The sequence below is a fragment of the Ruegeria sp. CDSA141 genome, assembly GCF_059612005.1.
This window is the reverse complement of record NZ_JBXWPT010000002.1, coordinates 323,783-347,829: the sequence shown is the minus strand read 5'-3', so window position 1 is coordinate 347,829 and position 24,047 is coordinate 323,783. Positions and strand designations below refer to the sequence as shown.

Genomic DNA, 24,047 nt, shown 5'->3' with positions numbered 1-24,047 from the left:
GCTTCCTGGGATAGGTTATCGCACAATCCACGCAAACTATGAGTCAGGCGGGTCTGGCGGAGGGCATTCCACGCAATATCGTGTCCCCAAAGACCCTCAAGACTACGCCAAAGCTATGATGCCGAAGAGCAAAGGAAACGCAAAATGACCGATGTAAAAACCCAGATCGACGAAACCGTCAAAGCCAATGACGTGGTGCTGTACATGAAAGGCACCAAGGAAATGCCTCAATGTGGCTTCTCGTCCCGTGTTGCCGGCGTTCTGAACTACATGGGTGTTGAATACACCGACGTGAACGTACTGGCCGACGAAGACGTGCGTCAGGGCATCAAGGATTATTCCGACTGGCCGACCGTGCCGCAGCTGTATGTCAAAGGCGAATTCGTAGGCGGTTGCGACATCATCACCGAAATGACCCTGTCCGGCGAACTGGACACGTTGTTTGAAGAAAACGGTGTCGGCTACAACAAGGAAGCAGCCGACAAAATCCGCGAAGCAAACGCGTAATCCGGCCTACCGGCTGGAACAGTCCTGATAAATCACCTGCTCATTGGCGGCGCCTGCCGCCAAATAGCTGATTGCCGCGTTCCAGCCTTTTGACCGCAGGATATAGGTTCCTTGATCTCCAACGGATTCGTAGCGGATGCCCGACCCGCTTTCGACCTGGCGCATCGCAACCAGAGTGTTGTCCACCATCGTCGCCGCCGCGCCTGATCCGTCAAGCGCGTTGAAATAGGTCACCGGCAACGGAACTCCGTTCTCACAGGTAAATGTAACGGACAGAATGTCGATTTCGGCGAGTGCAGCTGTTGCCGGGAAAACAAGCAGAGCACCGCAGAAGAGATTGCGCAGGTACGTCATTGTGCCGTTTTCTCCTCAACCACCGAAGCCAGCGCTTCTGCACGTGCCGCCAGCTCTGCCAGCGTATCCGTGACGGAAGGCGGGACGACCGCGACTTCAATGCGCTCGGGTTCCGGCGCAGGCGCATTTCGCAGCGATTGAAGCTCGGCCTCGGCCTCGGCCAGCTTGGCCTCTAACGCCTTTACCTTGTCTTCCGTTGCCGCTGTCTTGTCAGCCAGCAGCAGACCGGCCATCAGCAACATGCGCGCTTCCGGCATCCGCCCGATCTGATCGGACAAAACCTGCGCTTCGTCATCCAGCATCTTGGCGGCAGCGTGCAGAAAGGGCTCTTCCCCGTCCCGGCAGGACACATCAAAACCGCGCCCGCCGATATGAATGGTTACCTCGGGCATTACTCTACCTCACCTTCAACAAGTTTCGCCTGCGACAACAGAGGTTCCAAACGTGCCAGCACGGCCTGTGCTTCGGCGGCGTCCGAAGCCTGCGCGGCACGTGTCGCCTCCAACTCGGCGACGGTGGCGCGGTTCAGCAATTCAGCGTCCGTCAGCCCTTCTGTGGCCGCAGAACGCAATTCTTCGACCGAATTCCGCAACTGCTCGTTCGCCTTGCGCATACGTTGCAGATCGTCATCAAGGCGGGACATCGCAGCACCATGGCTGGCCCTCTCGGCCCGCAGCATCTCAAGCTCTGCGCTCAGTTCATTGACCCGCTCGGTATCTTCAAGCTCTGCCTTGAGGCGGCTGTTTTCCGCTTCAACTTCTTTTGCCTGAGCAAGCAATTCACGCATTTGCTCAAGCTCGGCCTTCAACGCGGAAGGATCTCCGATTCCGTCAAGCTCTGCGCGCATCCTTTCGTTCTCGGACTTCAACGCTTCCAGTTCGGCACTGTTGTCCAACGCAGCCTTGGCCTCGGCCAGCTCGGCACGGGCCGCTTCAACAGACGTGATTTTTGCCCTGGCTTCTTCCAGCTCAGCGCGCAACGCATCCGTTTCGTCAGAGTCTGCTGGGGCTGTCCTCAACTCCTCCAGATCGGCACGCAACTCGTCCACTTGCTGTTCGTGCTGCTCTTTCAGGGTCTTCAGGCGCTCCTGAAGCTGTGCATTGGCGACTCTTTCGTCTTCAAGTTCGGCCTGAAGCCTCTCATCCGCCCCGGTATTCCGGGACGCATCGCCCATTGCTTCGACGCCCGCGCTGATACGGTCCATCGCAGCTACAATGCGGTGTTGTAATTCCTCTATCTGGCTCATGCCCCTGTCACCTCTTTATCAAGGTTCATTCTGTCGCGAAGTGATCCGAATCAAAACCGAATCCCGCTTGTTGACAGTCTAACGGAATGCGACAGAAAATACCCACTGTTTGGTTTCAACTACTTGGACCGCACTCTTCACCCGCCCAGTGCGATCAAGGCCCGGTTCCGCTTGCACTTTGGGTGCTGAATGGTATTGAGCCCGCAATCTGCTTTTTATCCAAAGGAACAACGCCCGTGGACCTGACTGCGCTGCGCAAAGCCAACCCCGAACACTGGGACAAAGCTGCGGCAATCCGCACCCTGACCCTTGACGCCGTCGCCGCCGCAAATTCCGGCCATTCCGGCATGCCCATGGGCATGGCCGATGTTGCGGCCGTTCTATTCGAAAAGCACCTTAAATTTGATGCCTCCGCCCCGAACTGGCCGGACCGTGACCGGTTCATCCTGTCGGCTGGCCATGGTTCGATGCTGGTCTATTCGCTGCTCTATCTCACCGGTCATGCCGATGTAACGCTGGAAGAGATCAAGAACTTCCGCCAGTTGGGCGCCAAGACCGCGGGTCACCCCGAAAACTTTCTGATCGACGGTGTTGAAACCACAACTGGCCCGCTTGGTCAGGGCATTTCCAACGCGGTGGGCTTTGCCATGGCCGAGGAAATCCAGCGCGCGCATTACGGCAAGAAAGTCGTGGATCACTATACTTACGTGATCGCGGGCGACGGCTGCCTGATGGAAGGTGTCAGTCAGGAAGCGATCACGTTGGCCGGCCGCCATGAGCTGAGCAAACTGATCGTCTTCTGGGACAACAACAACATCACTATCGACGGCACTGTCGATATTGCGGATCGCACCGATCAGGTCCGCCGTTTCGCGGCCTCGGGCTGGCATGTGATCGAAATCGACGGCCACGACCCCAAGGCCATCGATGCAGCCATCGTTCAGGCGAAGAAGTCGAACAAACCAACCATGATCGCCTGTGAAACCCACATCGCTCTGGGTCATGCTGCACAGGACACCTCGAAAGGTCATGGGGCACTGACAGATCAGGATCAGCTGGAAGCCGCGAAAGAGGCCTACGGCTGGCCCCACGGCGCTTTCGAAGTTCCTGGCAACGTCAAATCCGCTTGGAAAGCCATTGGTGCACGTGGCACAGTCGAGCGTGCCGCTTGGGAAGAACGTTTCGCGCAACTGTCCGAGCGCAAGCAGGCCGAGTTCAACCGCGCCTATGCGTTTGAGGCCCCCAAACGACTGGCTGGTGCCATTCGTGCGTTCAAAAAGCAGATGTCCGAAGAACAGCCGAAACTGGCCACCCGCGCCTCTTCTGAGAGGGTTCTGAACGTTGTGAACCCGATCATGACCGAGACCGTTGGTGGTTCGGCTGACCTGACCGGATCGAATAACACCAAGTCGGCTGATATGGGTGTCTTCCTGCCGGAAAACCGCAAAGGTCGCTATATTCACTACGGTATCCGCGAGCACGGCATGGCCGCAGCGATGAACGGTATGGCCCTGCACGGTGGCATCCGCCCCTATGGCGGTACGTTCATGGCCTTCACCGATTATGCCCGCCCATCGATGCGTCTTGCGGCACTGATGAAGATCCCGTCGGTTTTCGTGATGACCCACGACTCGATCGGTCTGGGCGAAGACGGCCCAACCCACCAGCCGGTGGAACATCTGGCCATCTCGCGCGCGACGCCGAACACCTATGTGTTCCGCCCCGCCGATACGATCGAAACCGCCGAAGCCTGGGAACTGGCGTTGACCTTCAAAGGCAGCCCCTCGGTGCTGTCGCTGACCCGTCAGGGTGTGCCGATCGTGCGCGAGGATCACAAGACCAAGAACCTGACCGCGCAAGGCGCCTATGTTCTGGCCGAGGCCGAGGGCAAGCGTCAGGCGATCCTGATTGCAACAGGTTCAGAGGTTTCGCTGGCAATGGAAGCCAAGGCGATGCTCGAGGCCGAAGGCATCGGCACCCGCGTCGTCTCCATGCCCTGCATGGAGCTGTTCGCACAGCAGGACGAAGCCTATCGCAAGCGCGTGCTGCCCGCCGGTCCGGTTCGCGTCGGCATCGAGGCCGCCGTGCGCGCCGGTGGCTGGGATCGCTGGCTGTTAGGCGAGCGTGGCCGCGAAGCCAAGGCAGGCTTTATCGGCATGTCCAGCTTTGGCGCCTCGGCCCCTGCCGGTGAGCTGTACAAGCATTTCGGCATCACAGCCGAAGCAACCGTTGCCAAAGTCAAGGAACTGCTGGGACTGTGAGACAGGCCCACCTGATCGAGCAAAGGGCGGCCTTGGCCGCCCTTTTCAATTGGGTTCAGCGTTAACCCGAAGTGCAAGTTCTTCGTAGGCTTTCAGAGCGTAATCCAAACGCAACTCATACCGTCCTTGCACCACCACTTTCTCAGGGGCTTGCAAACCGAGGCAAGACAACGCCTGGCGAAGATGTGTTCCGGACAGCGGAACATAGGTGGCCGATTGTCCCACCAAAGCGTTGTAGAAGCGTCCCCCGAACCAATTACTACGCTTCTGCGCCGTGAACGCAGTATCAATACGAAAATGCAAGAAACCATACAGATCAGTTTCATCGAATGGGACTTCGTCGGCCGCAACACTCAAAGCAGATAGAAATGAAGCTCCGCCGGTTGATCCGCGCTTACCGACTTGCCGAACCAGAGGGCCATCAATCATCGCGGCCAGACGATAACGGGTCAACTCAATGTTTCGTCTTCTTGTTTAACAGTGGTGAAATGATCCGGGTCGCCACCGGGATCAAAACCAATCCCCAGGCCAAACCAAATACGCCATCCATCGTGGCCTTGGATATCCATTCAACTGCGCCAACCCATTGATCAGAAACCGAATGTCCAATTGCATAGGCCCAATCGTGGATATGATGGCCCAACCATCCAAAGCCCAACACCTCCATCCCGTGGATCACAATTGAGCCGCCGACCCACAGCATCGCCGCGGTTCCCACAATCGACAGGGTTTTCATCACCCCGGGCATCGCTTTGACCAAGCCGCGGCCCATACCACGACCAACAGGAGTTGGAGCGTTATTCGCCAGAAACAGCCCCACGTCATCCATCTTCACGATCAACGCCACCGACCCATAGACGGCCACCGTCACGCCAATCCCCACAACGGCCAAAGTAGCGGCCTGCATCCACAGGTTCGGGGCTTCGATCGCCGCCAATGCAATGGTCATGATCTCGGCAGACAGAATGAAATCCGTTTTGATGGCGCCCTTGACCTTTTGTTCCTCCAGATGGCCCGGGTCGGGGTTCTTCATGTCTTCCTCAATGACATGGCTTCCATGAGGAAACAGAACGTGAAAAATCTTCTCGGCCCCTTCAAAACACAAATATGACCCACCAAGCATCAACAAAGGCGTAATCAGCCACGGTGCAAAATTGGCCAGCAACAAAGCCACAGGCAGCAAGAGTATGATCTTGTTGAAGACCGAACCGCGCGCGATGCGCCAGATGATCGGCAGTTCACGCGCCGGGGCAAAGCCCTGCACGTACTTCGGTGTCACCGCTGCGTCATCAATGATCACACCAGCGGTTTTGGCCCCCGCCTTGCCTGCTGCCGCAACCACATCATCCACTGATGCCGCCGCAACTTTGGCAATGCCCGCCACATCATCCAACAGGGCCAAAAGACCACTCATCGCGTTTCCCTTCACATCTGCTGCTGCAAACCGGACCCTACCTGATCCAACGGCTAGCGCAAGCGTTAGCGCAACCGGCGCAGGTTTGCGCTAACACCTTAAAAATATGCCGTTTTTGCCCTTTTGAGATTCCCTTTTCGCCGCTATATGGCCCTCAAAGCAAGCGCATCTGGAGACGTCATATGACCATCAAGGTCGGTATCAATGGTTTTGGCCGTATTGGCCGCTGCACCCTGTCGCACATCGCCGCGTCCGGGCGCAACGACATCGAAGTGATCAAAGTCAACGCAACTGGCCCTTTGGAAACCTCGGCGCATCTGCTGAAATATGACAGTGTTCACGGGCGTTTCCCGCGCGAGGTTGCCATCGAAGGAAACACCATGGATCTGGGCCGAGGCCCGATGCAGATGTTTTCGACTTACGACATGAACGATCTGGATTGGGAAGGCTGCGACGTCGTTCTGGAATGCACAGGTAAATTCAATGACGGAACCAAGGCGAAAACCCACCTGGAGCGTGGTGCCGGCAAGGTTCTTCTGTCTGCTCCTGGCAAGAATGTCGACAAGACCATCGTCTTCGGCGTGAACCACAACACCCTGACCGCCAACGACAACATGGTATCCAACGGTTCGTGCACAACGAACTGTCTGGCTCCGCTGGCCAAGGTACTGGACGAAGGCGTCGGCATCGAACACGGCATCATGACCACCATCCATGCCTACACCGGGGACCAGCCTACTCTGGACCGTCGCCACAGCGACCTCTACCGTGCTCGCGCTGCTGCAATGTCGATGATCCCGACCTCGACCGGCGCGGCCAAGGCGCTGGGTGAAGTTCTGCCGAACCTGAAGGGTCGTCTGGACGGTTCTGCCATCCGCGTGCCTACTCCGAATGTCTCGGCGGTTGATCTGACATTTCGTGCTTCGCGTGACACCTCGACGGCCGAAATCAACGCGATCGTCGAAGAGGCCGCCAAAGGCCCGATGCAGCGCGTTCTGGGATATGAGCCCGCTCCGCTGGTGTCGACCGACTTCAACCACACTGAGGAAAGCTCGATCTTTGCACCGGATCAGACCCGCGTTGTCGATGACCGTATGGTCCGCGTTCTGGCCTGGTATGACAATGAATGGGGCTTCTCGGTCCGCATGGCCGACGTAGCTGTTGCGATGGGCCGCCTTAACTGACCCTTCGGACTTCGCTTGTACCTTGATGCCCGCTCAGGTTATCTGAGCGGGCATTTTACGTTCGGGACAGCAATGACCAACCAAATCGCTATCTGGCTCGGCCTTCTTCTGCTCGGCGGCATGATGCTGGATGTGACGCTGCACGGGACCGAACATCTGCTTTTCCTCGGAAAGAAGCTTTACGACTTTCTGGACTGGCTCGCTTTCTGGCGGTGACTGAGGTTTTCCTTGACATTTCGCTTGATCTGGCTTTGTTAGCGCTAACTCATATTGCTGAGACATTTGGACGGAGCAGACCATGACCTTGAAACTGGCGATCAACGGATTTGGACGGATCGGGCGCGGGGTTCTGCGCGCGGTGATAGAAAGCGGACGTACGGACGTTGAGATCGTCGCGATCAACGATCTTGGCAAACCCGACATGAACGCGCATCTCTTTGAATTTGACAGCGTTCACGGCCGTTACCCCAACCCGGTCGCGCTCAACGATGCTGGTCTGGACGTGGGTCGTGGCCCAATTCGGCTGAGCAGCGAGCGCAACCCCGAGGATCTGCCCTGGTCAGATATTGACGTCGTTCTGGAATGTACGGGCGTGTTTCGTACGCGCGAAGCGGCGGAACGTCACTTCAAAAACGGCTCCCGGAAAGTTCTGATCTCTGCCCCTGCCAGAGGCGACGGCGGTGTGAAAACCATCGTCTTTGGTGTCAACGATAGCGAACTGACCGCCGAGGATCTGGTGGTCTCAAACGCGTCCTGCACCACTAACTGCCTGTCTCCTGTTGCTGCGGCTCTGGATGCCGGTATTGGTATCAAGCACGGCAACATGACCACGGTTCACGCTTACACTGCCAGCCAGCCGGTGCATGATACAGTTGGAAAAGATCCCTACCTGTCGCGAGCAGCGGCGCTGTCGATGATCCCTACGACAACCGGTGCAGCCGCTGCCGTGGGTCTGGTGCTGCCGCAACTTAAAGGAAAACTGACCGGTCAGGCCATCCGTGTTCCAACCCCGAATGTCTCGGTTGTTGATCTTGTGGCCGAGGTTTCACGCCCCACGACCGAAGAAGAGGTCAACCAACTGTTCGTCGATGCAGCCGCCAAAATCCCCGGAGTGCTTGCGGCGGAAAGCCGCCCTCTGGTTTCCATTGATTTCAATCACGATCCGCACAGCTCGACCGTTTCATTGGCTGAAACCAAAGTCACTGATGGCACATTGGTTCGTGTGCTGGCGTGGTATGACAATGAATGGGGTTTCTCGAACCGCATGCTGGACACAGCGGCCGCAATGGGTGCCCTAGCCTAACCGCTGTTTCAGCGCTTCATTGACTCGGGGCGTGACGAATTTCGACACGTCCCCGTTCAACCGGGCGATTTCCTTCACCAGCTTGGACGCAATTGCCTGATGGCGCGCTTCAGCCATCAAAAAGACGGTCTCAATCGAATCGTCCAGAGCGCGGTTCATGCCGACCATCTGAAACTCGTATTCGAAATCGGCGACCGCCCGCAGGCCCCGTACGATGATTTGCGCCCCGACATCCCTCGCGCAGTCAATCAGAAGGTTTTCGAAGGGATGCGCGATGATTTCGGTTCCGGTCTGTTCCGAAAGCCGGGCGCATTCTGCCTCGATCATGGCAACGCGCTCTTCCAACGAAAACAGAGGGCCTTTGTCCCGATTGATGGCCACACCGATAACCAGTTTATCCACCAAAGCTGCCGCCCGACGGATGATATCGATATGCCCCATCGTGATGGGATCAAAGGTTCCAGGATACAATCCAACCCGCATCGCGCCCTCCTGCGCAACAAAATTTCTGCGCAAGCAAACATAACTTTGCTGCAGGTGCAAGTGATTGCTTGGGCAACCCTTGTCGTCAGTGCCCCATTATCATGCCTTCTAGAGCATCTTTTTCCATCGCAAGTTCGGAAAGCTGGGCTTTCACCACATCACCCAAAGTGACAATACCTACGAGTTTTCCGTCTTCAACCACTGGCATATGGCGGAAACGCCCTTCGGTCATGCGGGACATGATGTCTTCTACCGTGGTCTGACGAGTCGCCGTCACAAGGTCCTGTGTCATGTATGATTTTACCGGTTGATCCAGACAACCGCTGCCGCTGGCCGCCAGTTCCCGGACGATGTCACGTTCCGACAATATGCCGGCCGCGGTTTCGCCACCGTCGTCGGAAACAACGACCGTACCGATGCGCTTGTCCGCAAGAATCTTCGAGGCCTCTGAGATTGTCGCCGTTGACGCCACGGTCACGACACCATCTGTCGCTTTGGACTTCAGGATGGCCTGTACTAGCATGAAGAATACCTCCGGAATAATAACACTTATTCCAAAGCGTTGCGCGATTGCCGCGACCTGTCAAGCGTCGGGGCCTGCTTCCAAACGAAGCACTTCCTCGCGAATACCGCGTGTCAGGGCATCAGCAAATCGGTTCAACCGCTCGTTGCGCTGGTCTCCCTGATGCCGGACCAGATAGAAGCTGCGCGTCAAACTCACTTGATCCGTCAGGATTTTCCGAAGCCCCGGGTGGAACGGCAACGTGAAATCATGTGCCACGCAAACGCCAGTTCCCAGGCAGACCTGTCGCAACTGTACCGACACCGAATTCGATGCAAGAGCGACACGGTCAACGCCAATATCATTCAGGTAATCCAGTTCCCGGTCAAAAATCATGTCGGGGATATAGCCGATCAACCTGTGGCCCTTCAGGTCAGCGATGTTCCGGATCGGATCATGTCGCTTCAGATACTCTTCGGTCGCGACCATGTGCAGCTTGTAGTCGCTGATTTTCTTCACCAGCAGCTGTCCGGCAGTCGGCGCACTGACCGTGACTGCCATATCTGCTTCTCGACGGGACAGGTTGATCACACGCGGAAGCGCCAGGATCTGAATGTCCAGATCAGGGTTTGCATCGCTGATTTTTGCACAAACCTGAGGCAGCAGGTAGTTGGCACTACCGTCCGGCGCGCCAATCCTGATCTGTCCGCTCAGCGATTTCGTCGGTCCTGTTACCGCCCCGGCTGCCGCGCGCATCGCCTCTTCTGCGTGCAGCCCGTGTTCCAACAGTCGCTGTCCCGCCGGGGTCAGAACATAGCCTTGCTGCGACTTGGTGAACAATGTGGAATCAAGCGTTGCCTCCAAGCGTGCTATGCGCCGACCGGCGGTGGCAGGGTCGATCTTCAGGATGCGACCTGCGGAAGACAGGCTTTCCTCTCGCGCAACAGCCAGGAAAATCCGCATATCATCCCAATTTGGGGTCATTTTGATCCCTTTTGCATTTTTGCAAAACTCTTTTGAGACATTGCCTCTGTTCGCGAGATTTCTGCAAGCCTATTCTGCGCGCAAATCTATCGGAGGAGCTATTGATGCAAGACCTGACCCATTTCCTGAACGGCGAAATGGTCGCCGGAACGTCCGGTCGTTTCGACGACGTCTACAACCCGGCAACGGGCGAAGTTCAATACAAGTGCCCGATGGCCAGTGCAGCGGAAACCACCACCGCGATCGAGGCCGCCGCCGCCGCCCAACCCGCATGGGGTGCAACCAACCCGCAAAAACGTGCGCGCGTCATGATGGCCATGGTCGGCCTGATGAACCGCGACATGGACAAACTGGCCGAAGCGCTGAGCCGCGAGCACGGCAAAACCATCCCAGACGCCAAGGGCGATTTGCAGCGTGGTCTCGAAGTGATCGAATACTGCATTGGCGCGCCACAGATGCTGAAGGGCGAGTTTACCGACAGCGCGGGCCCCGGCATTGATATGTACTCCATGCGTCAGCCTTTGGGTGTTGTCGGCTCGATCATGCCGTTCAACTTCCCGGCCATGATGCCACTCTGGCACGTCGGCCCCGCTCTGGCCTGCGGTAACGCCGTTGTTCTGAAACCGTCTGAACGCGACCCATCAGTGCCCCTGATGCTGGCCGAACTGTTCGTCGAAGCCGGTTTGCCTAAAGGTGTTTTTCAGGTCGTAAACGGCGACAAGGAAGCGGTTGATACCATTCTCGACAGCGAGATCATTCAGGGCGTCAGTTTTGTCGGCTCAACCCCGATCGCGCAGTATATCTACAGCCGCGCAACGGCGAACGGAAAACGCGCCCAGTGTTTCGGCGGCGCCAAGAACCACATGATCGTCATGCCCGACGCTGATCTTGATCAGGCCGCGGACGCGCTGGTTGGCGCCGGTTTCGGTGCGGCAGGCGAACGCTGCATGGCGGTTTCGGTGGCTGTTCCCGTGGGTGAAGAGACCGCGGACGCACTGATCGAAAAACTGGTGCCGCGTATCGAAAAGCTGAAGGTTGGCCCCTACACTGCCGGCGATGATGTCGACATGGGCCCGGTTGTGACCGCCGCAGCGAAACAACGCATTCTGGGCCTGATCAATTCGGGCGTGGAACAGGGTGCGAAACTGGTTGTCGACAACCGCGACTTCAGCCTGCAAGGCTATGAGGACGGCTTCTTTGTCGGCCCGCATCTGTTCGACAACGTGACCCCCGAGATGGACATCTACAAACAGGAAATCTTTGGCCCGGTTCTGTCCACCGTGCGCGCGGGTTCGTATGAAGAAGCGCTGAAACTGGCGATGGATCACGAATACGGCAATGGCACCGCGATCTTTACCCGTGACGGCGACACCGCGCGTGACTTTGCCAGCCGGATCAATATCGGCATGGTGGGCATCAACGTTCCGATCCCGGTTCCGCTGGCCTATCACACTTTTGGCGGCTGGAAAAAGTCTATGTTCGGCGACCTGAATCAGCACGGCCCGGACAGCTTCAAGTTCTACACCCGCACCAAAACAGTGACCGCACGCTGGCCGTCGGGCATCAAGGAAGGTGGCGAGTTCAACTTCAAGGCTATGGACTGATCCAACAGCCCCGAAGTTTTCAGGCCCGGCCCGTTCAACGGCCGGGCTTTTCGCATCTTTCCGCCGAAAAACCTGCTTTCCATCACTCGCTCACAAGAAATTCAGGTGGTTTACTCTGGAAAAATGCGAACAATGCTCATATTTTGGCGTCAATAATATACCGAGCAGTGAACCTACCGGAGGCACCCTTGTCCCAATCCCGTATGACCCGTCGCTCTGCCTTGCTGGGCGTGGCCTCTTTGATGGCGACACCTGCCCTTGTTCGGGCACAAAGCGCGGATGCTTTTCCGGAAACGGAAGACGCAATCAGTACGCAACTGCCGGTGCGGCGCAACGTATCGTCCTTCTCGCAGCAGAACTGGCAGGACCATTTCGATGAAGTGGGCGCTGGTTGCCTGCTGGCCGATATCACCAGCCGCGCCGTCCATTACTGGGGGCCTGACGGCACATACAAACTGTACCCAAGTTCCGTACCCATGAGCGAAGAGCTTACCAAACGCGGGTATACGAAAGTCGTGCGCAAAACCGAATTCCCAAGCTGGACACCCACGGCATCAATGCGCGAACGTGACCCTTCGCTGCCGCTTCGGATGGAAGGTGGTGACCCCGGCAACCCGTTGGGAACCCGCGCCATGTATCTGGGTTGGCCTGCGTATCTGGTTCACGGAACGCACGACACGCGAAAGATCGGTCGCCAGAGTTCATCAGGTTGCATCGGCCTGTACAACCAGCATGTCGAAGAACTGTATCCGCTGGTCAAGGTCGGCACGCAGGTTCGTCTGGTCTGACCAATCATCTCTGAAAAGCAAAAGCCCCGGTCGATCGCCGGGGCTTTGTTGTTTCCAGAAACCAGGCTTTATTCCGGCAGGATCACCGCGTCGACGACGTGGATGACACCATTGCTGGCTTCAATATCTGCCTGCACGACTTTGGCGTCATTCACTTTCACGCCGTTTTTGGCATTGACGCTCAGCCGATCGCCCTGAACGGTCAGAACCTTGGCGCGTTTGCCGGCAATATCACCGGACATAACCTTGGCCGGAACCACGTGATAGGTCAGGATGGCGATCAGTTGATCCTTGTTTTCAGGTTTCAAGAGCGTCTCAACAGTACCTTCAGGCAGCGCAGCAAAGGCTTCGTCTGTGGGTGCAAATACGGTGAACGGACCATCCCCTTTCAGGGTGTCAACCAGCCCTGCGGCCTGAACGGCGGCAACCAATGTGTTGAAGGACCCGGCGGCAACGGCGGTGTCAACGATGTCAGCGGCCTGAGCCTTGAGTGGCATAGCGAATGCAAGTGCGGCGGCTGCGCCCATGAATGTGCGACGGAACATAGCTGTCTTCTCCTCTCCAGCGTGTTATCGAAAGAGATACGGACCTTTTGCCGCTGTGGATCACTCTGAAATCATTTTTCTCTGAGCTGCACCCAGATACTCTGCGCGCGTCCTGTGGACAGAAACGGCAAGGCCGCAACGGCATCGGGCCGATCCTGTTGCAGGTAGTATCCCGGCCAAAGCATTGAATACGCGTCAGATTGCAGCAACGCGTGCAGCATGTACTGTTCTCCCCAACCTGGGCAATCATAGAAGAAGCGCTTGGGATATTCGTAGGGCAAAAACACATCGTGAACGTGGATCACCACCCCAGGTTTAAGCGTCGGTATGATGCGACAGAAAAGATGGGCAACGTCGTTGCTCATCCGCACAACATGGCTGGAGTCGATAAACAGAACGTCTCCGGCCTCCAGTTCTGCAAACAGTTCCGGGTCCGTTTCTTCGAGTCGTTCTTGTTCGAACCGATCTACAACGTGGGCAATGTCGGCACGAGGATAAGGGTCGATTGCGGTAATGGTGGTGTTCAGCCTGTCATCGATGATCGCCTGTCGGGTTACACGGGTAGAGTTGCCGCATCCGACTTCGATCACCCGCTTGGGTTGGAAGCGACGGATCATCAAATACAATGCATCCGCATCCGGGCTGTCATAGTAACCATTTTCTGGGCAATAGCCGGTCTGGTTGCGCGTGGGATCTTTCAGTGCCTCCAAGGCTGCCTTGTGACGCTCGTATTCCGCCACCAGTTGTGAGATGTCGAACCCCTCCATTCCCGGCGACAACGCATATGCAGGACGCGCCAAGCCACCCGCAGCCTCGAAGGCTTCCAGCCGCGCCCGTTCATCCTGTTCCGTAACTCTGTCGACCAGTTTCACCCCCAATTCTTCAAGGGCGGCGTTGATCTTTGGGAATTTTCTGGGTTTCAAGGCGCTGGCTCCGCGATCTGTGATGCACCGTTCCTTACCGCTGCAGACCGTTTCTCTGCAAGGGCAAGCCGGGCAAACCCTTGGCAAAACGTAAATTTCCGTATTCACTGATTGAACTGACAACTGCGAGGGCCGCGATGCAGCAGGAATTTACACTCGGGATCGAAGAAGAATACCTGTTGGTGGATCGCGACAGCCTGCAATTGTCCGAAGCCCCCGAAGCGCTAATGGAAGCCTGCCAAAGCGATTTCGAAGGCCAGGTCAGTCCCGAGTTCCTGCAATGCCAGATAGAGGTTGGAACCAGACCACACACCACGGTAGCTTCAGCGCGCGAAGATCTGAAGCGGCTGCGGTCATGCGTGTCGAAACGAGCGGCCGAATACAACCTTTCCCCTATCGCCGTCTCTTGCCATCCCTTCGCCAACTGGAAAGATCAACACCACACCCGGAAAGAACGGTATGACGCGTTGCAACACGCACTAGGCGGTGTTGCCCGACGGATGCTGATCTGCGGGATGCATGTTCATGTTGGGGTCGAAGACCCTGCGCTTAGGGCCGACCTGATGCCGCAACTGTCGTACTTTCTGCCGCATCTCCTGGCGCTGTCCACATCTTCGCCTTACTGGAGCGGCGAGGATACCGGCCTGTCTTCATACCGTCTGACGGTGTTCGACAACCTGCCGCGCACCGGGCTGCCGCCAGTTTTTGCCAGTTGGAGCGAGTATGAACGGACCACGGGTATTCTGGTCGAGCTCGGCGTCATAGAAGACACCACCAAGATCTGGTGGGATCTGCGCCCTTCGCATCGTTTCCCAACTTTGGAAACACGGATCATGGATGTTCAACCACGGCTGGAGCACACTTTGTCGTTGGCGGCACTGGTGCAGGCGTTGACCCGGATGCTGTGCCGACTGAAAGACCGCAACCTGCGCTGGCGGCAATATGATCGTTTTCTGATCGGTGAAAACCGCTGGCGCGCTCAACGCTACGGAGTGGGTGAAGGGCTGATTGATTTCGGCGACCGGTCGGTCAAGCCCATGTCTGAACTGATCGGCGACCTTATGGGGTTGTTGGCTGAAGACACCGAGGCCCTCGGCACGATGACTGAACTCGCACGGCTCAGGCAAATTGCTGAAAACGGCACTTCCGCTACGCGCCAACGCCGTATTCATGCCGAGGCAATAGCGCGCGGGGACGATCCGGGGAAAGCCGTCGTGCGCCACCTGATCGAGGAATTTCACGCCGACCTCTGAGTGTTTTCGGCCTCCGGGCCCTTTCAACCGACTCATTGTTGCGCCTGCAAAATTTCTGTAAGAATTCAGAAATAAACAACCGTTCAATTCATTGCCGACGGGAGGGAGCGTCATGGATTTCGCACTCAGCGAGGAACAAACAGCCATTTTCGACATGGCACACGCGTTTGGGCAGGAAAACATCGCACCCTTTGCGCGCAAGTGGGAGGCGGACGGAACCATTCCAAAAACCCTGTGGCCAAGGATAGGCGAGCTTGGCTTCGGCGCGCTTTACGTATCCGAGGAAAGCGGAGGCTCAAACCTGACCCGTCTGGATGCGACCCTGGTTTTCGAGGCCCTGTCAATGGCCTGCCCTTCGGTCGCCGCCTTCCTGTCGATCCACAACATGTGCGCCAAGATGTTGGACAATTTCGCGGATGATGACCTAAAGGCGCGCATCATGCCGGATGTTCTGAGCCTGAATACGGTTCTGAGCTATTGCCTGACGGAGCCCGGTTCCGGCTCTGACGCGGCGGCGCTGAAAACCCGCGCCGAACGGACAAACGAAGGTTATACGTTGAATGGCACCAAGGCGTTCATCTCAGGCGGCGGCTACTCCGATGCCTATGTCTGTATGGTGCGTACCGGTCAGGATGGGCCCAAGGGGATCTCGACTGTATATGTTGAGGACGGCACGCCGGGGCTGAGCTTTGGGGCGCTGGAACAGAAAATGGGCTGGAAAAGCCAACCGACCGCGCAGGTTCAGTTCGACGACTGTAAAATTCCCGCTGGCAACCTTGTCGGCACCGAAGGCGACGGATTTAAATATGCCATGATGGGGCTGGATGGTGGGCGGCTCAACATTTCTGCCTGTTCCCTTGGGGCTGCTCAAGCCGGGCTGGATATGACGCTGCAATACATGTCCGAGCGCAAGGCATTCGGCCAATCCATCGATCAGTTCCAAGCCCTTCAATTCCGTCTGGCAGATATGGAAATCGAATTGCAGGCCGCCCGTACCTTCCTGCGTCAGGCAGCGTGGAAACTGGATCAGGGGGCGCCCGATGCCACGAAATTCTGCGCCATGGCCAAGAAATTCGTGACTGAAACCGGATCGAAAGTGGTGGATCAGTGCCTGCAACTGCATGGCGGTTACGGATATCTTGCAGATTACGGCATCGAAAAGCTTGTGCGCGATCTGCGGGTGCATCAGATTTTGGAAGGCACGAACGAGATCATGCGCGTGATCGTTTCGCGTCAGTTGCTCGCCAACCGCTGAGGCCCCAATGTCAGACATCGAAATCCGCACCACAGGCCGTGCCGGTCGCATCACCCTGACCCGCCCCCATGCGCTGAACGCGTTGAGCTATGACATGTGCATGGCCATCGACACAGCGATGCGCAACTGGCGTGAAGACGATGCCGTTGACCTGATCGTTCTGGACGCCGAGGGGGAAAAAGCCTTCTGTGCGGGTGGTGATATTGCCGAACTTTACGAAACAGGCACCAAAGGCAACTTTTCGTATGGTCAGAAGTTCTGGCGCGATGAATATCGTCTGAATGCCCTGATCTTCGAGTATCCTAAACCGGTCATCAGTTTTCTTCAGGGGTTTACCATGGGCGGCGGTGTCGGCATCGGCTGCCATGGCAGCCATCGCGTCGTCGGAGAAAGCTCCAGGATTGCAATGCCCGAATGCTCGATTGGCTTGGTTCCGGATGTTGGCGGTACGCTGATGCTCGCGCTCGCACCTGGGCGATTGGGTGAGTTTCTGGGAACCACAGGCTTCAGAATGGGACCTGCGGACGCGATCCTTGCGGGGTTTGCCGACCATTTCATCCCGCAATCGAGTTGGTCCGATCTGATCGAAATGCTGGAAGCGTCTGGAAATGCAGAACTGGTGGCCGAACCTGCCGGAACACCACCCAACGGCGAATTGGCAAAGTTGCAAACCGAAGTCGACAAGCATTTTTCCGGTGAAACACTGGGCGACATCCTGACCAGCCTGCGCAGTGATGATCACGAGTTTGCGCAAAAAGCTCTGGAAAAAATAAGAAAAAATGCACCGCTTTCCGTGGCCTGCACGATCGAGATGTTACACCGACTGCGTGGTCCCTCTCTGACCATGCGGCGCGCTTTGGATATGGAGTACCGCTTTACGCACCGATCCATGGAGCACGGTGATTTTCTGGAAGGCATCCGCGCGCAGATCATTGATAAAGACCGCAACCCGAACTGGCAGTTTCCCGATATGGACGTCCCTCTGGTGGCCGTCTCGAAAATGTTGCAGCCATTGGGTGCGGACACCCTGACATTCGAGGAGGACTAAGAGATGCAGATCGGGTTCATAGGACTGGGAAACATGGGGGCACCCATGGCGGCCAATCTGGCAAAGGCCGGGCATCAGGTTCTCGGATTCGACACCGCGGGCGTCACTGTTGACGGGGTTACGCTGGCCGATACTGCGACCGAAGCCGTTTCCTCTTCCGATGCTGTCATAACAATGCTGCCGAATGGCGCCATTCTACGGGCAGTTGCAGATCAGATCATTCCCGCCATGGCGAAGGGTGCCGTTCTGATTGATTGCTCGACGGTTGACGTGGACAGCGCGCGCGCAGTCGCAGAACAGGCCAGCGGCGCTGGTCTGCTGTTCGTTGACGCTCCGGTTTCGGGTGGTGTCGGCGGTGCGGCGGGTGGCACCCTGACTTTCATGGCCGGTGGATCAGAAGCCGCCTTTGCAAAGGCTGCTCCCCTGTTCGACATCATGGGACAAAAAGCGGTTCACTGCGGCGAAGCCGGAGCCGGCCAAGCCGCCAAGATCTGCAACAACATGATTCTGGGCGTCACCATGATTGCCACGTGTGAAGCTTTTGCCCTGGCCGACAAATTGGGTCTGGACCGCCAAAAGATGTTCGACGTGGTCAGCACCTCATCCGGGTACAGTTGGACGATGAACGCCTATTGCCCCGCCCCAGGCGTAGGGCCACAAAGCCCTGCCGACAATGGCTATACTCCTGGATTTGCAGCCGAATTGATGCTGAAAGACCTGCGACTCAGCCAACAAGCCGCAGACAGTGCTGATGCAGATACACCGATGGGACAGGCCGCGACTGCACTTTACGAACAATTCGTCGAAAACGAGGACGGACTGGGCCGCGATTTCAGCGCCATGCTTCCCCGGTTTGAAAAGCGAGGGCGAAGTTGATTCAAGTCATATTCCTATCAGGGAATATAAAGTATCCCAAAGCTATACCCTTTTGGAGAGGATACTTTCGTGATGACTAATAACATGGGTGGGATCGACAAAACACTTCGGATCGCAATAGGCATTGCGCTTATTCTGGGCGCTCTGCTGGGATACGGAACCTGGATGTGGATCGGCGTCGTGCCGTTGGTCACCGGCCTGCTTAATTCATGCCCCCTATACTCGGTGTTGGGAATCAGCACCTGTCCAGCCAAGAAACGCTGATTGGACAGGCGGTGGAGTGAGAGCTGCCTGAAGGCGCCTACTCCGCCGCCACTCGATCCGGGTTGAGCATGGTTTTCAGGTATCTACCGGTATGGCTGCGTTCGATTTGAGCGATCTCTTCGGGTGCACCAACGGCTACGATCTCACCACCACCGTCGCCGCCTTCAGGCCCGATGTCGATGATATGATCGGCGGTTTTCACCACGTCCAGATTATGCTCGATCACCACGACGGTATTGCCCTGATCCACCAATTCATGAAGCACTTCCAATAACTTACGCACATCTTCGAAATGCAGACCTGTGGTTGGCTCGTCCAGGATATAGAGCGTTCGCCCGGTTGACCGTTTTGACAGTTCTTTGGACAGTTTCACGCGCTGTGCCTCACCACCCGACAGCGTGGTCGCCTGTTGACCCACCTTGATATAGCCAAGACCAACGCGGGCCAGCGCATCCATCTTGTCGCGGATTGATGGCACGGCCTTGAAGAATTCCTGCGCGTCTTCCACCGTCATATCAAGCACATCCGCAATGGACTTGCCCTTGAACTTGATCTCAAGCGTTTCGCGATTGTACCGCGCGCCTTTGCAGGTTTCGCAGGTGACATAGACGTCAGGAAGGAAGTGCATCTCGATCTTGATGACGCCGTCCCCCTGACACGCCTCGCACCTTCCCCCCTTGACGTTGAAGCTGAAACGACCCGGCTTGTATCCCCGCGCTTTCGCCTCGGGCAGTCCGGCAAACCAGTCGCGGATCGGGGTGAAGGCCCCGGTGTAGGTTGCAGGGTTCGACCGCGGAGTCCGCCCGATCGGGCGCTGGTCAATATCGATGACCTTGTCCAGATGCTCCAATCCCTTGATCGTTTCACATGGTGCAGGTGTCTGCCGCGCCCCGTTCAACCGCATCGAAGCCGTCTTGAACAACGTCTCAATCGTCAGGGTCGACTTACCGCCACCAGATACACCAGTGACACAAACGAACTTGCCCAAGGGAAACTCGGCCGTAACTTCCTTGAGGTTGTTGCCCGAAGCCTTTACGACCGTTACCTTTTTCTTGTTTCCCTTGCGCCGATCGGCGGGCACTGGAATCTCGCGCACACCCGACAGATACTGTCCCGTGATCGAGGCCGCGTCCGCTGCTATCTGCTCGGGCGTGCCGTGGCTGACCACCTGCCCGCCATGCACGCCCGCACCGGGGCCGATGTCGAACACATAATCTGCTTCGCGGATGGCTTCCTCGTCATGCTCGACAACAATCACGGTGTTGCCCTGATCCCGCAGATTCTTGAGCGTATCCAGCAACCGGTCATTATCACGTTGATGCAAGCCGATAGAGGGCTCGTCCAATACATAAAGAACCCCGGTCAGGCCCGAGCCGATCTGGCTTGCCAGACGAATACGCTGACTTTCGCCGCCAGACAGCGTTCCACTTGAACGAGACAGCGTAAGGTATTCCAAACCAACGTTATTCAGAAATCCCAAGCGCTCTCGAATTTCCTTGAGGATTGCGCGGGCTATCTCATTCCTCTGAGCACTCAGGTGGTTCGGGGCATCCTCAATCCAGGCCAGCGCTTCGCGGATCGACATTTGGACAACTTGACCGACGTGCAGCCCGGCGATCTTCACTGCCAAGGCTTCGGCCCGCAGACGATACCCTTCGCAGGTGCCGCATGGACGGTTATTTTGGTACCGCTCAAATTCCTCACGTATCCACGCGCTGTCGGTTTCGCGATAACGCCGTTCCATATTCGGTATCACGCCTTCGAAACTGCGCGTCACCTGATACACCCGTCCGCCTTCGTCATAGCGGAACTGGATTTCCTCATCGCCCGAGCCCCGCAGGAACACCTGCTGCACTTTGCTGGGCAGGTCTTTCCAGGGCGTGTTTTTGTCAAACTCATAATGGCGCGCGATGGCTTCGATTGTCTGAAGGAAATACGGAGACTTGCCTTTCCTCCATGGCGCCAAGGCCCCGTCGTACAGCTTCAGCGTTTGATCCGGCACTACGAGACGCTCGTCAAAGAACAGCTCTACCCCCAACCCATCACAATCCGGGCAGGCTCCGAATGGCGCATTGAACGAAAACAGACGTGGTTCAATCTCGGGAATGGTGAAACCACTGACCGGGCAGGCAAAGTTTTCACTGAACGTAATCCGTTCCGGATCACCCTCACGGGGTGCGGTTTCCAGTATTGCTATCCCATCTGCCAAATCCAGAGCGGTGCGCAGACTGTCGGCCAAACGCGTCTCCATCCCATCACGAACAACCAGACGGTCGACCACAACGTCGATGTCGTGACGGTATTTCTTGTCCAACGTCGGGGGCTGATCCAGCTCATAGAAATCACCATCCACCTTCACGCGCTGGAACCCCTGCTTGCGAAGCTCCAGGAATTCCTTCCGGTACTCACCTTTGCGGTCACGCACAATCGGGGCCAACAGATAGCCGCGCGTGCCCTCCTCCATCGTCATGATGCGGTCGACCATGTCCTGTACCTGCTGCGCCTCGATCGGCTGGCCAGTGGCCGGGCTGTACGGCGTGCCCGCGCGCGCAAAGAGCAGACGCAGATAATCGTAGATCTCGGTAACGGTCCCCACAGTCGAACGTGGGTTCTTGGAGGTCGTTTTCTGTTCAATCGAAATCGCAGGGGACAGACCACTGATATGATCGACATCGGGCTTTTCCATCATGTCGAGAAACTGCCGCGCATAGGCGGACAAGCTTTCGACGTAACGGCGCTGGCCTTCAGCATAAATCGTATCAAACGCCAGCGACGACTTGCCCGAACCAGACAGGCCTGTGATGACCACCAACTGATCCCGAGGGATATCGACGTCGATGCCCTTGAGGTTATGCTCGCGCGCGCCGCGCACCTCTATATTCTTCAGCTCAGCCATTTCCGGCCCCCAACAAACAAGTGGTTAAGAGATAGGCGAGCTTGCCCGAGTCTCCAACAGAAAAGTTAGAACATTTAGTGAACGTACAGATTTTCGCCGACCAAATCAAACTATGGTCATGGTATCGTCCAGTCCAACGCGAGACTTTCTGATCAACAGGTGTTTTTGAGAAGAAAATGGCGCGGTTGACGGGGCTCGAACCCGCGACCCCCGGCGTGACAGGCCGGTACTCTAACCAACTGAGCTACAACCGCGCATCTATTTCATGGCCTTTATCCTGGACCAAGGTTGGCAGCGGTGGCGCGGTTGACGGGGCTCGAACCCGCGACCCCCGGCGTGACAGGCCGGTACTCTAACCATCTGAGCTACAACCGCCCGCTGCATGTTCATTGCTGAACGTTTGGGTGTATTATGGCTACGGTGGGGCAGCGTCAAGCGGCGTTTTGCAGTTTTTTGTCAGAATCCAGTTTTTTGTTCACGAGGCGTTTTTTGCCCTTGCGAGCTTGTCAATTTCACTTGCGACGCACTCTTTGGAAAGCTATGACCGCGTGTCATGGGTGATTAGCTCAGTGGTAGAGCGCTTCGTTCACATCGAAGATGTCAGGAGTTCAAATCTCTTATCACCCACCATCTCCTTTTAAATTCTTTGCTTAGAACCAGCGGGCTTGCCACGTTGGGATTTCGGCGACTATCGTGACCTATTTGGCCCAATAATTGGCCATACGCGGAGGCCGAGGTCATCATGACGGGGTTAAAGCGAGACATCGGCCTATTAGGACTGACCTTCATTTCCGTTGGGGGAATCATAGGGTCGGGCTGGCTATTTGGCCCCCTACTTGCGGTTCAGCACGCGGGGCCGGCGGCTGTAATCTCATGGATTATTGGCGCGGTTGCCATGTTCATACTGGCAATCACCTTCGCCGAGATTTCCGCCATGCTTCCCATTCCGGGTGGGATTGCGCGCGTGCCACAGTTTTCGCATGGCAACATCGTGTCGATGGCCATGGGGTGGACGGCCTGGATCGGCTATAACACTACAGCGCCAATTGAAGTTGAGGCCATGCTGAAATACCTCGCGCCCTATGCGCCTTGGCTGCATACGGCTGAGACGGGCGATCTGACCGGAGCAGGCGTTTTCGTCGCGTTGGTTTTCATGCTTCTGTTCGTTGCGGTAAATGCACTTGGGGTCAAGTTCTTCACGCGTGTTAATGCGGTCCTTACTTGGGCAAAGATCGCTATACCTGTGGTTCTGTCCATTTTGCTTATCGCAAGTCGCTTCAAGGTTGAAAACTTCTCGCGACCAGATGGATTTGCCCCCTACGGTTTGCAAGGAATCATGGCCGCTGTTTCCACTGGAGGGATTATTTTTTCGTTCATTGGTTTTCGCCATGTGGTAGATATGGCTGGCGAAGTTCGAAATCCGAAGTTTGCCATTCCGGCCGCTTTGATATTGTCGATTGTCCTGTGCGCCGCCATTTACCTTGGTTTGCAAGTGGCTTTCATCGGCGCGCTCGACCCATCCATGCTTTCCAAGGGGTGGGCACAACTGAGTTTTGGTGGCGAAGGCCCTCTGGACGCAGTAATCACATCCGTCGGCTTGGTGTGGTTTCTGAGCCTGCTGAATGTCGGATCTGTAATAGGCCCCTTCGGCAATGGGCTGGTTTCAACCGGATCGAACGCGCGTATCGCCCTCGCCCTCTCCCAAAACGGGTTCCTGCCCAAACGATTGAAGGCCCTGTCGTCCTTTGGAGTCCCGTTATGGGCGCTGGCACTGAACTTTCTGATTGGAACGCTGTTCCTGCTAACGGTGCCTTTTACCACTGTTATTGCCCTGAACGGTGCGGCCATCGTCTTGTCATTTGCTGTCGGACCGGTTGCGGTGGTTTGTCTGCGGGATCTTTTACCCGACCATCCTCGGTCGATCCGCATACCGGCCGTTCGCCTTGTTGCGCTGTCGGCATTCGCCATTGCCACACTCATCGTCTATTGGAGCGGATGGGACACGGTCTGGCGGCTTGGCATCGCGCTGATCGTTGGGAAGGTTCTGTTGCTCGTCCGGTTCCGAAATAGTTTAGACGAAATGGACGTCACCGAAGCCTTGTGGCTGATGCCTTATTTTGCTGGTCTTGGGCTGATCTCGTTCCTAGGACAATTTGGAACCGGATCGTTGAAGCAAATTCCGTTTGGATGGGATATTCTGGTTTGCGTCCTGTTTTCATCGATCGTTTTCGTTCTTGCCGTTCGCTCAGCACTGTCACCGGAAAAGTTCAATGAATACATATCTGAAGAAGAGGTAATTGATCCAAAGAAACCCGTAATTGGATTGTAAAAAGGCGGAGCAATTGCCCAGCCTTTTT

General features: G+C 56.6%; 24 protein-coding genes and 3 tRNA genes. 14 read left to right on the top strand and 13 right to left on the bottom strand.

Features of this window, described 5'->3' with window-relative positions; all coding sequences use genetic code 11:
- Positions 1 to 144 precede the first annotated feature (144 nt).
- Positions 145 to 507: a Grx4 family monothiol glutaredoxin gene (gene grxD, locus AC2FLP_RS05630; protein WP_117869060.1), complete on the top strand. Its 363-nt coding sequence runs from the start codon at positions 145 to 147 to the stop codon at positions 505 to 507.
- Positions 508 to 513: 6 nt separating this feature from the next.
- Here the strand turns inward: grxD and AC2FLP_RS05625 are convergent, their stop codons facing one another.
- The 3 genes from AC2FLP_RS05625 to AC2FLP_RS05615 are packed head-to-tail and all read right to left on the bottom strand — an operon-like array spanning position 514 to position 2,107.
- On the bottom strand, positions 514 to 861 hold the full coding sequence (locus AC2FLP_RS05625; protein ID WP_299896810.1) for an MliC family protein: 348 nt from the start codon (positions 859 to 861) through the stop codon (positions 514 to 516).
- Positions 858 to 1,253: a cell division protein ZapA gene (locus tag AC2FLP_RS05620; protein WP_117869062.1), complete on the bottom strand. Its 396-nt coding sequence runs from the start codon at positions 1,251 to 1,253 to the stop codon at positions 858 to 860. Before AC2FLP_RS05620 ends, AC2FLP_RS05625 begins: the two co-directional genes overlap by 4 nt.
- Positions 1,253 to 2,107, bottom strand: a complete 855-nt coding sequence (locus AC2FLP_RS05615) for a hypothetical protein (RefSeq protein ID WP_496682072.1) — start codon at positions 2,105 to 2,107, stop codon at positions 1,253 to 1,255. The genes AC2FLP_RS05620 and AC2FLP_RS05615 overlap by 1 nt, the downstream gene beginning before the upstream one ends.
- A gap of 236 nt (positions 2,108 to 2,343) precedes the next feature.
- On the opposite strand from AC2FLP_RS05615, the gene tkt reads away from it, so the two are divergent.
- Positions 2,344 to 4,368 carry a transketolase gene (gene tkt / locus AC2FLP_RS05610; protein ID WP_496682069.1) on the top strand — a complete coding sequence of 675 codons (2,025 nt, stop codon included), beginning with the start codon at positions 2,344 to 2,346 and terminating at the stop codon, positions 4,366 to 4,368.
- 45 nt (positions 4,369 to 4,413) lie between these two features.
- On the opposite strand, the gene AC2FLP_RS05605 is transcribed toward tkt, so the two are convergent.
- Positions 4,414 to 4,821 (bottom strand): hypothetical protein, encoded by a 408-nt coding sequence (locus AC2FLP_RS05605; protein WP_117869064.1) that lies wholly within the window; start codon positions 4,819 to 4,821, stop codon positions 4,414 to 4,416.
- 1 nt (position 4,822) lies between these two features.
- The gene (locus tag AC2FLP_RS05600; RefSeq protein WP_496682066.1) at positions 4,823 to 5,782 is read right to left on the bottom strand and encodes a DUF808 domain-containing protein; all 960 of its coding nucleotides are present in this window, start codon (positions 5,780 to 5,782) and stop codon (positions 4,823 to 4,825) included.
- 182 nt (positions 5,783 to 5,964) lie between these two features.
- Between AC2FLP_RS05600 and gap (AC2FLP_RS05595) the strand changes: the two genes are divergently transcribed.
- The 3 genes from gap (AC2FLP_RS05595) to gap (AC2FLP_RS05585) all read left to right on the top strand — a co-directional run bounded on the left by gap (AC2FLP_RS05595) (position 5,965) and on the right by gap (AC2FLP_RS05585) (position 8,269).
- A complete protein-coding gene (gene gap / locus AC2FLP_RS05595) occupies positions 5,965 to 6,966 on the top strand; it encodes a type I glyceraldehyde-3-phosphate dehydrogenase (RefSeq protein WP_496672987.1) in 1,002 nt (333 codons plus the stop codon).
- Between the two features lie 72 nt (positions 6,967 to 7,038).
- Positions 7,039 to 7,182 (top strand): hypothetical protein, encoded by a 144-nt coding sequence (locus AC2FLP_RS05590; RefSeq protein ID WP_496682063.1) that lies wholly within the window; start codon positions 7,039 to 7,041, stop codon positions 7,180 to 7,182.
- Between the two features lie 82 nt (positions 7,183 to 7,264).
- Entirely contained in the window at positions 7,265 to 8,269 is a 1,005-nt protein-coding gene (gene gap, locus AC2FLP_RS05585) for a type I glyceraldehyde-3-phosphate dehydrogenase (protein ID WP_496682061.1), read from the top strand.
- Here gap (AC2FLP_RS05585) and coaD read toward each other — a convergent pair.
- From coaD to AC2FLP_RS05570, 3 genes are all read right to left on the bottom strand, one after another.
- A complete protein-coding gene (coaD, locus tag AC2FLP_RS05580; RefSeq protein WP_117869068.1) occupies positions 8,261 to 8,752 on the bottom strand; it encodes a pantetheine-phosphate adenylyltransferase in 492 nt (163 codons plus the stop codon). The two genes, gap (AC2FLP_RS05585) and coaD, sit on opposite strands and share 9 nt — an antisense overlap.
- An 85-nt stretch (positions 8,753 to 8,837) precedes the next feature.
- The gene (locus AC2FLP_RS05575) at positions 8,838 to 9,275 is read right to left on the bottom strand and encodes a CBS domain-containing protein (protein WP_117869069.1); all 438 of its coding nucleotides are present in this window, start codon (positions 9,273 to 9,275) and stop codon (positions 8,838 to 8,840) included.
- A 60-nt stretch (positions 9,276 to 9,335) separates the two neighbouring features.
- Positions 9,336 to 10,238: a LysR family transcriptional regulator gene (locus AC2FLP_RS05570; RefSeq protein ID WP_299896791.1), complete on the bottom strand. Its 903-nt coding sequence runs from the start codon at positions 10,236 to 10,238 to the stop codon at positions 9,336 to 9,338.
- A gap of 104 nt (positions 10,239 to 10,342) precedes the next feature.
- Here AC2FLP_RS05570 and AC2FLP_RS05565 point away from each other — a divergent pair, with 104 nt between their 5' ends.
- Positions 10,343 to 11,842 carry a CoA-acylating methylmalonate-semialdehyde dehydrogenase gene (locus AC2FLP_RS05565; protein WP_117869071.1) on the top strand — a complete coding sequence of 500 codons (1,500 nt, stop codon included), beginning with the start codon at positions 10,343 to 10,345 and terminating at the stop codon, positions 11,840 to 11,842.
- 203 nt (positions 11,843 to 12,045) lie between these two features.
- Positions 12,046 to 12,630, top strand: a complete 585-nt coding sequence (locus tag AC2FLP_RS05560) for a L,D-transpeptidase (RefSeq protein WP_205511967.1) — start codon at positions 12,046 to 12,048, stop codon at positions 12,628 to 12,630.
- 68 nt (positions 12,631 to 12,698) lie between these two features.
- Here the strand turns inward: AC2FLP_RS05560 and AC2FLP_RS05555 are convergent, their stop codons facing one another.
- Both AC2FLP_RS05555 and AC2FLP_RS05550 read right to left on the bottom strand, forming a co-directional pair.
- Positions 12,699 to 13,175, bottom strand: coding sequence for a fasciclin domain-containing protein (locus AC2FLP_RS05555; RefSeq protein ID WP_117869073.1), 477 nt, complete (start codon positions 13,173 to 13,175; stop codon positions 12,699 to 12,701).
- Positions 13,176 to 13,246: 71 nt separating this feature from the next.
- Complete coding sequence (locus tag AC2FLP_RS05550) at positions 13,247 to 14,098, bottom strand: class I SAM-dependent methyltransferase (protein ID WP_496682056.1); 852 nt, start codon at positions 14,096 to 14,098, stop codon at positions 13,247 to 13,249.
- Between the two features lie 137 nt (positions 14,099 to 14,235).
- On the opposite strand from AC2FLP_RS05550, the gene AC2FLP_RS05545 reads away from it, so the two are divergent.
- The 5 genes from AC2FLP_RS05545 to AC2FLP_RS05525 all read left to right on the top strand — a co-directional run bounded on the left by AC2FLP_RS05545 (position 14,236) and on the right by AC2FLP_RS05525 (position 18,794).
- Positions 14,236 to 15,351 (top strand): carboxylate-amine ligase, encoded by a 1,116-nt coding sequence (locus tag AC2FLP_RS05545; protein ID WP_299897244.1) that lies wholly within the window; start codon positions 14,236 to 14,238, stop codon positions 15,349 to 15,351.
- Between the two features lie 112 nt (positions 15,352 to 15,463).
- Positions 15,464 to 16,606 (top strand): acyl-CoA dehydrogenase family protein, encoded by a 1,143-nt coding sequence (locus tag AC2FLP_RS05540; RefSeq protein WP_299896783.1) that lies wholly within the window; start codon positions 15,464 to 15,466, stop codon positions 16,604 to 16,606.
- Between the two features lie 7 nt (positions 16,607 to 16,613).
- The gene (locus AC2FLP_RS05535) at positions 16,614 to 17,654 is read left to right on the top strand and encodes an enoyl-CoA hydratase/isomerase family protein (RefSeq protein WP_496682054.1); all 1,041 of its coding nucleotides are present in this window, start codon (positions 16,614 to 16,616) and stop codon (positions 17,652 to 17,654) included.
- A 3-nt stretch (positions 17,655 to 17,657) separates the two neighbouring features.
- Positions 17,658 to 18,530 (top strand): 3-hydroxyisobutyrate dehydrogenase, encoded by an 873-nt coding sequence (gene mmsB, locus AC2FLP_RS05530; protein WP_496682052.1) that lies wholly within the window; start codon positions 17,658 to 17,660, stop codon positions 18,528 to 18,530.
- 72 nt (positions 18,531 to 18,602) lie between these two features.
- The gene (locus AC2FLP_RS05525) at positions 18,603 to 18,794 is read left to right on the top strand and encodes a YgaP family membrane protein (protein ID WP_117869078.1); all 192 of its coding nucleotides are present in this window, start codon (positions 18,603 to 18,605) and stop codon (positions 18,792 to 18,794) included.
- Positions 18,795 to 18,831: 37 nt separating this feature from the next.
- On the opposite strand, the gene uvrA is transcribed toward AC2FLP_RS05525, so the two are convergent.
- The 3 genes from uvrA to AC2FLP_RS05510 all read right to left on the bottom strand — a co-directional run bounded on the left by uvrA (position 18,832) and on the right by AC2FLP_RS05510 (position 22,065).
- Positions 18,832 to 21,690: an excinuclease ABC subunit UvrA gene (uvrA, locus tag AC2FLP_RS05520; RefSeq protein WP_496682049.1), complete on the bottom strand. Its 2,859-nt coding sequence runs from the start codon at positions 21,688 to 21,690 to the stop codon at positions 18,832 to 18,834.
- A gap of 177 nt (positions 21,691 to 21,867) precedes the next feature.
- Positions 21,868 to 21,944 (bottom strand) — tRNA-Asp (locus AC2FLP_RS05515).
- Positions 21,945 to 21,988: 44 nt separating this feature from the next.
- Positions 21,989 to 22,065 (bottom strand) — tRNA-Asp (locus AC2FLP_RS05510).
- A 180-nt stretch (positions 22,066 to 22,245) separates the two neighbouring features.
- On the opposite strand from AC2FLP_RS05510, the gene AC2FLP_RS05505 reads away from it, so the two are divergent.
- Positions 22,246 to 22,320: transfer RNA gene (locus AC2FLP_RS05505), tRNA-Val, on the top strand.
- A 112-nt stretch (positions 22,321 to 22,432) separates the two neighbouring features.
- The gene (locus AC2FLP_RS05500; protein ID WP_496682046.1) at positions 22,433 to 24,019 is read left to right on the top strand and encodes an APC family permease; all 1,587 of its coding nucleotides are present in this window, start codon (positions 22,433 to 22,435) and stop codon (positions 24,017 to 24,019) included.
- Positions 24,020 to 24,047: the final 28 nt, after the last annotated feature.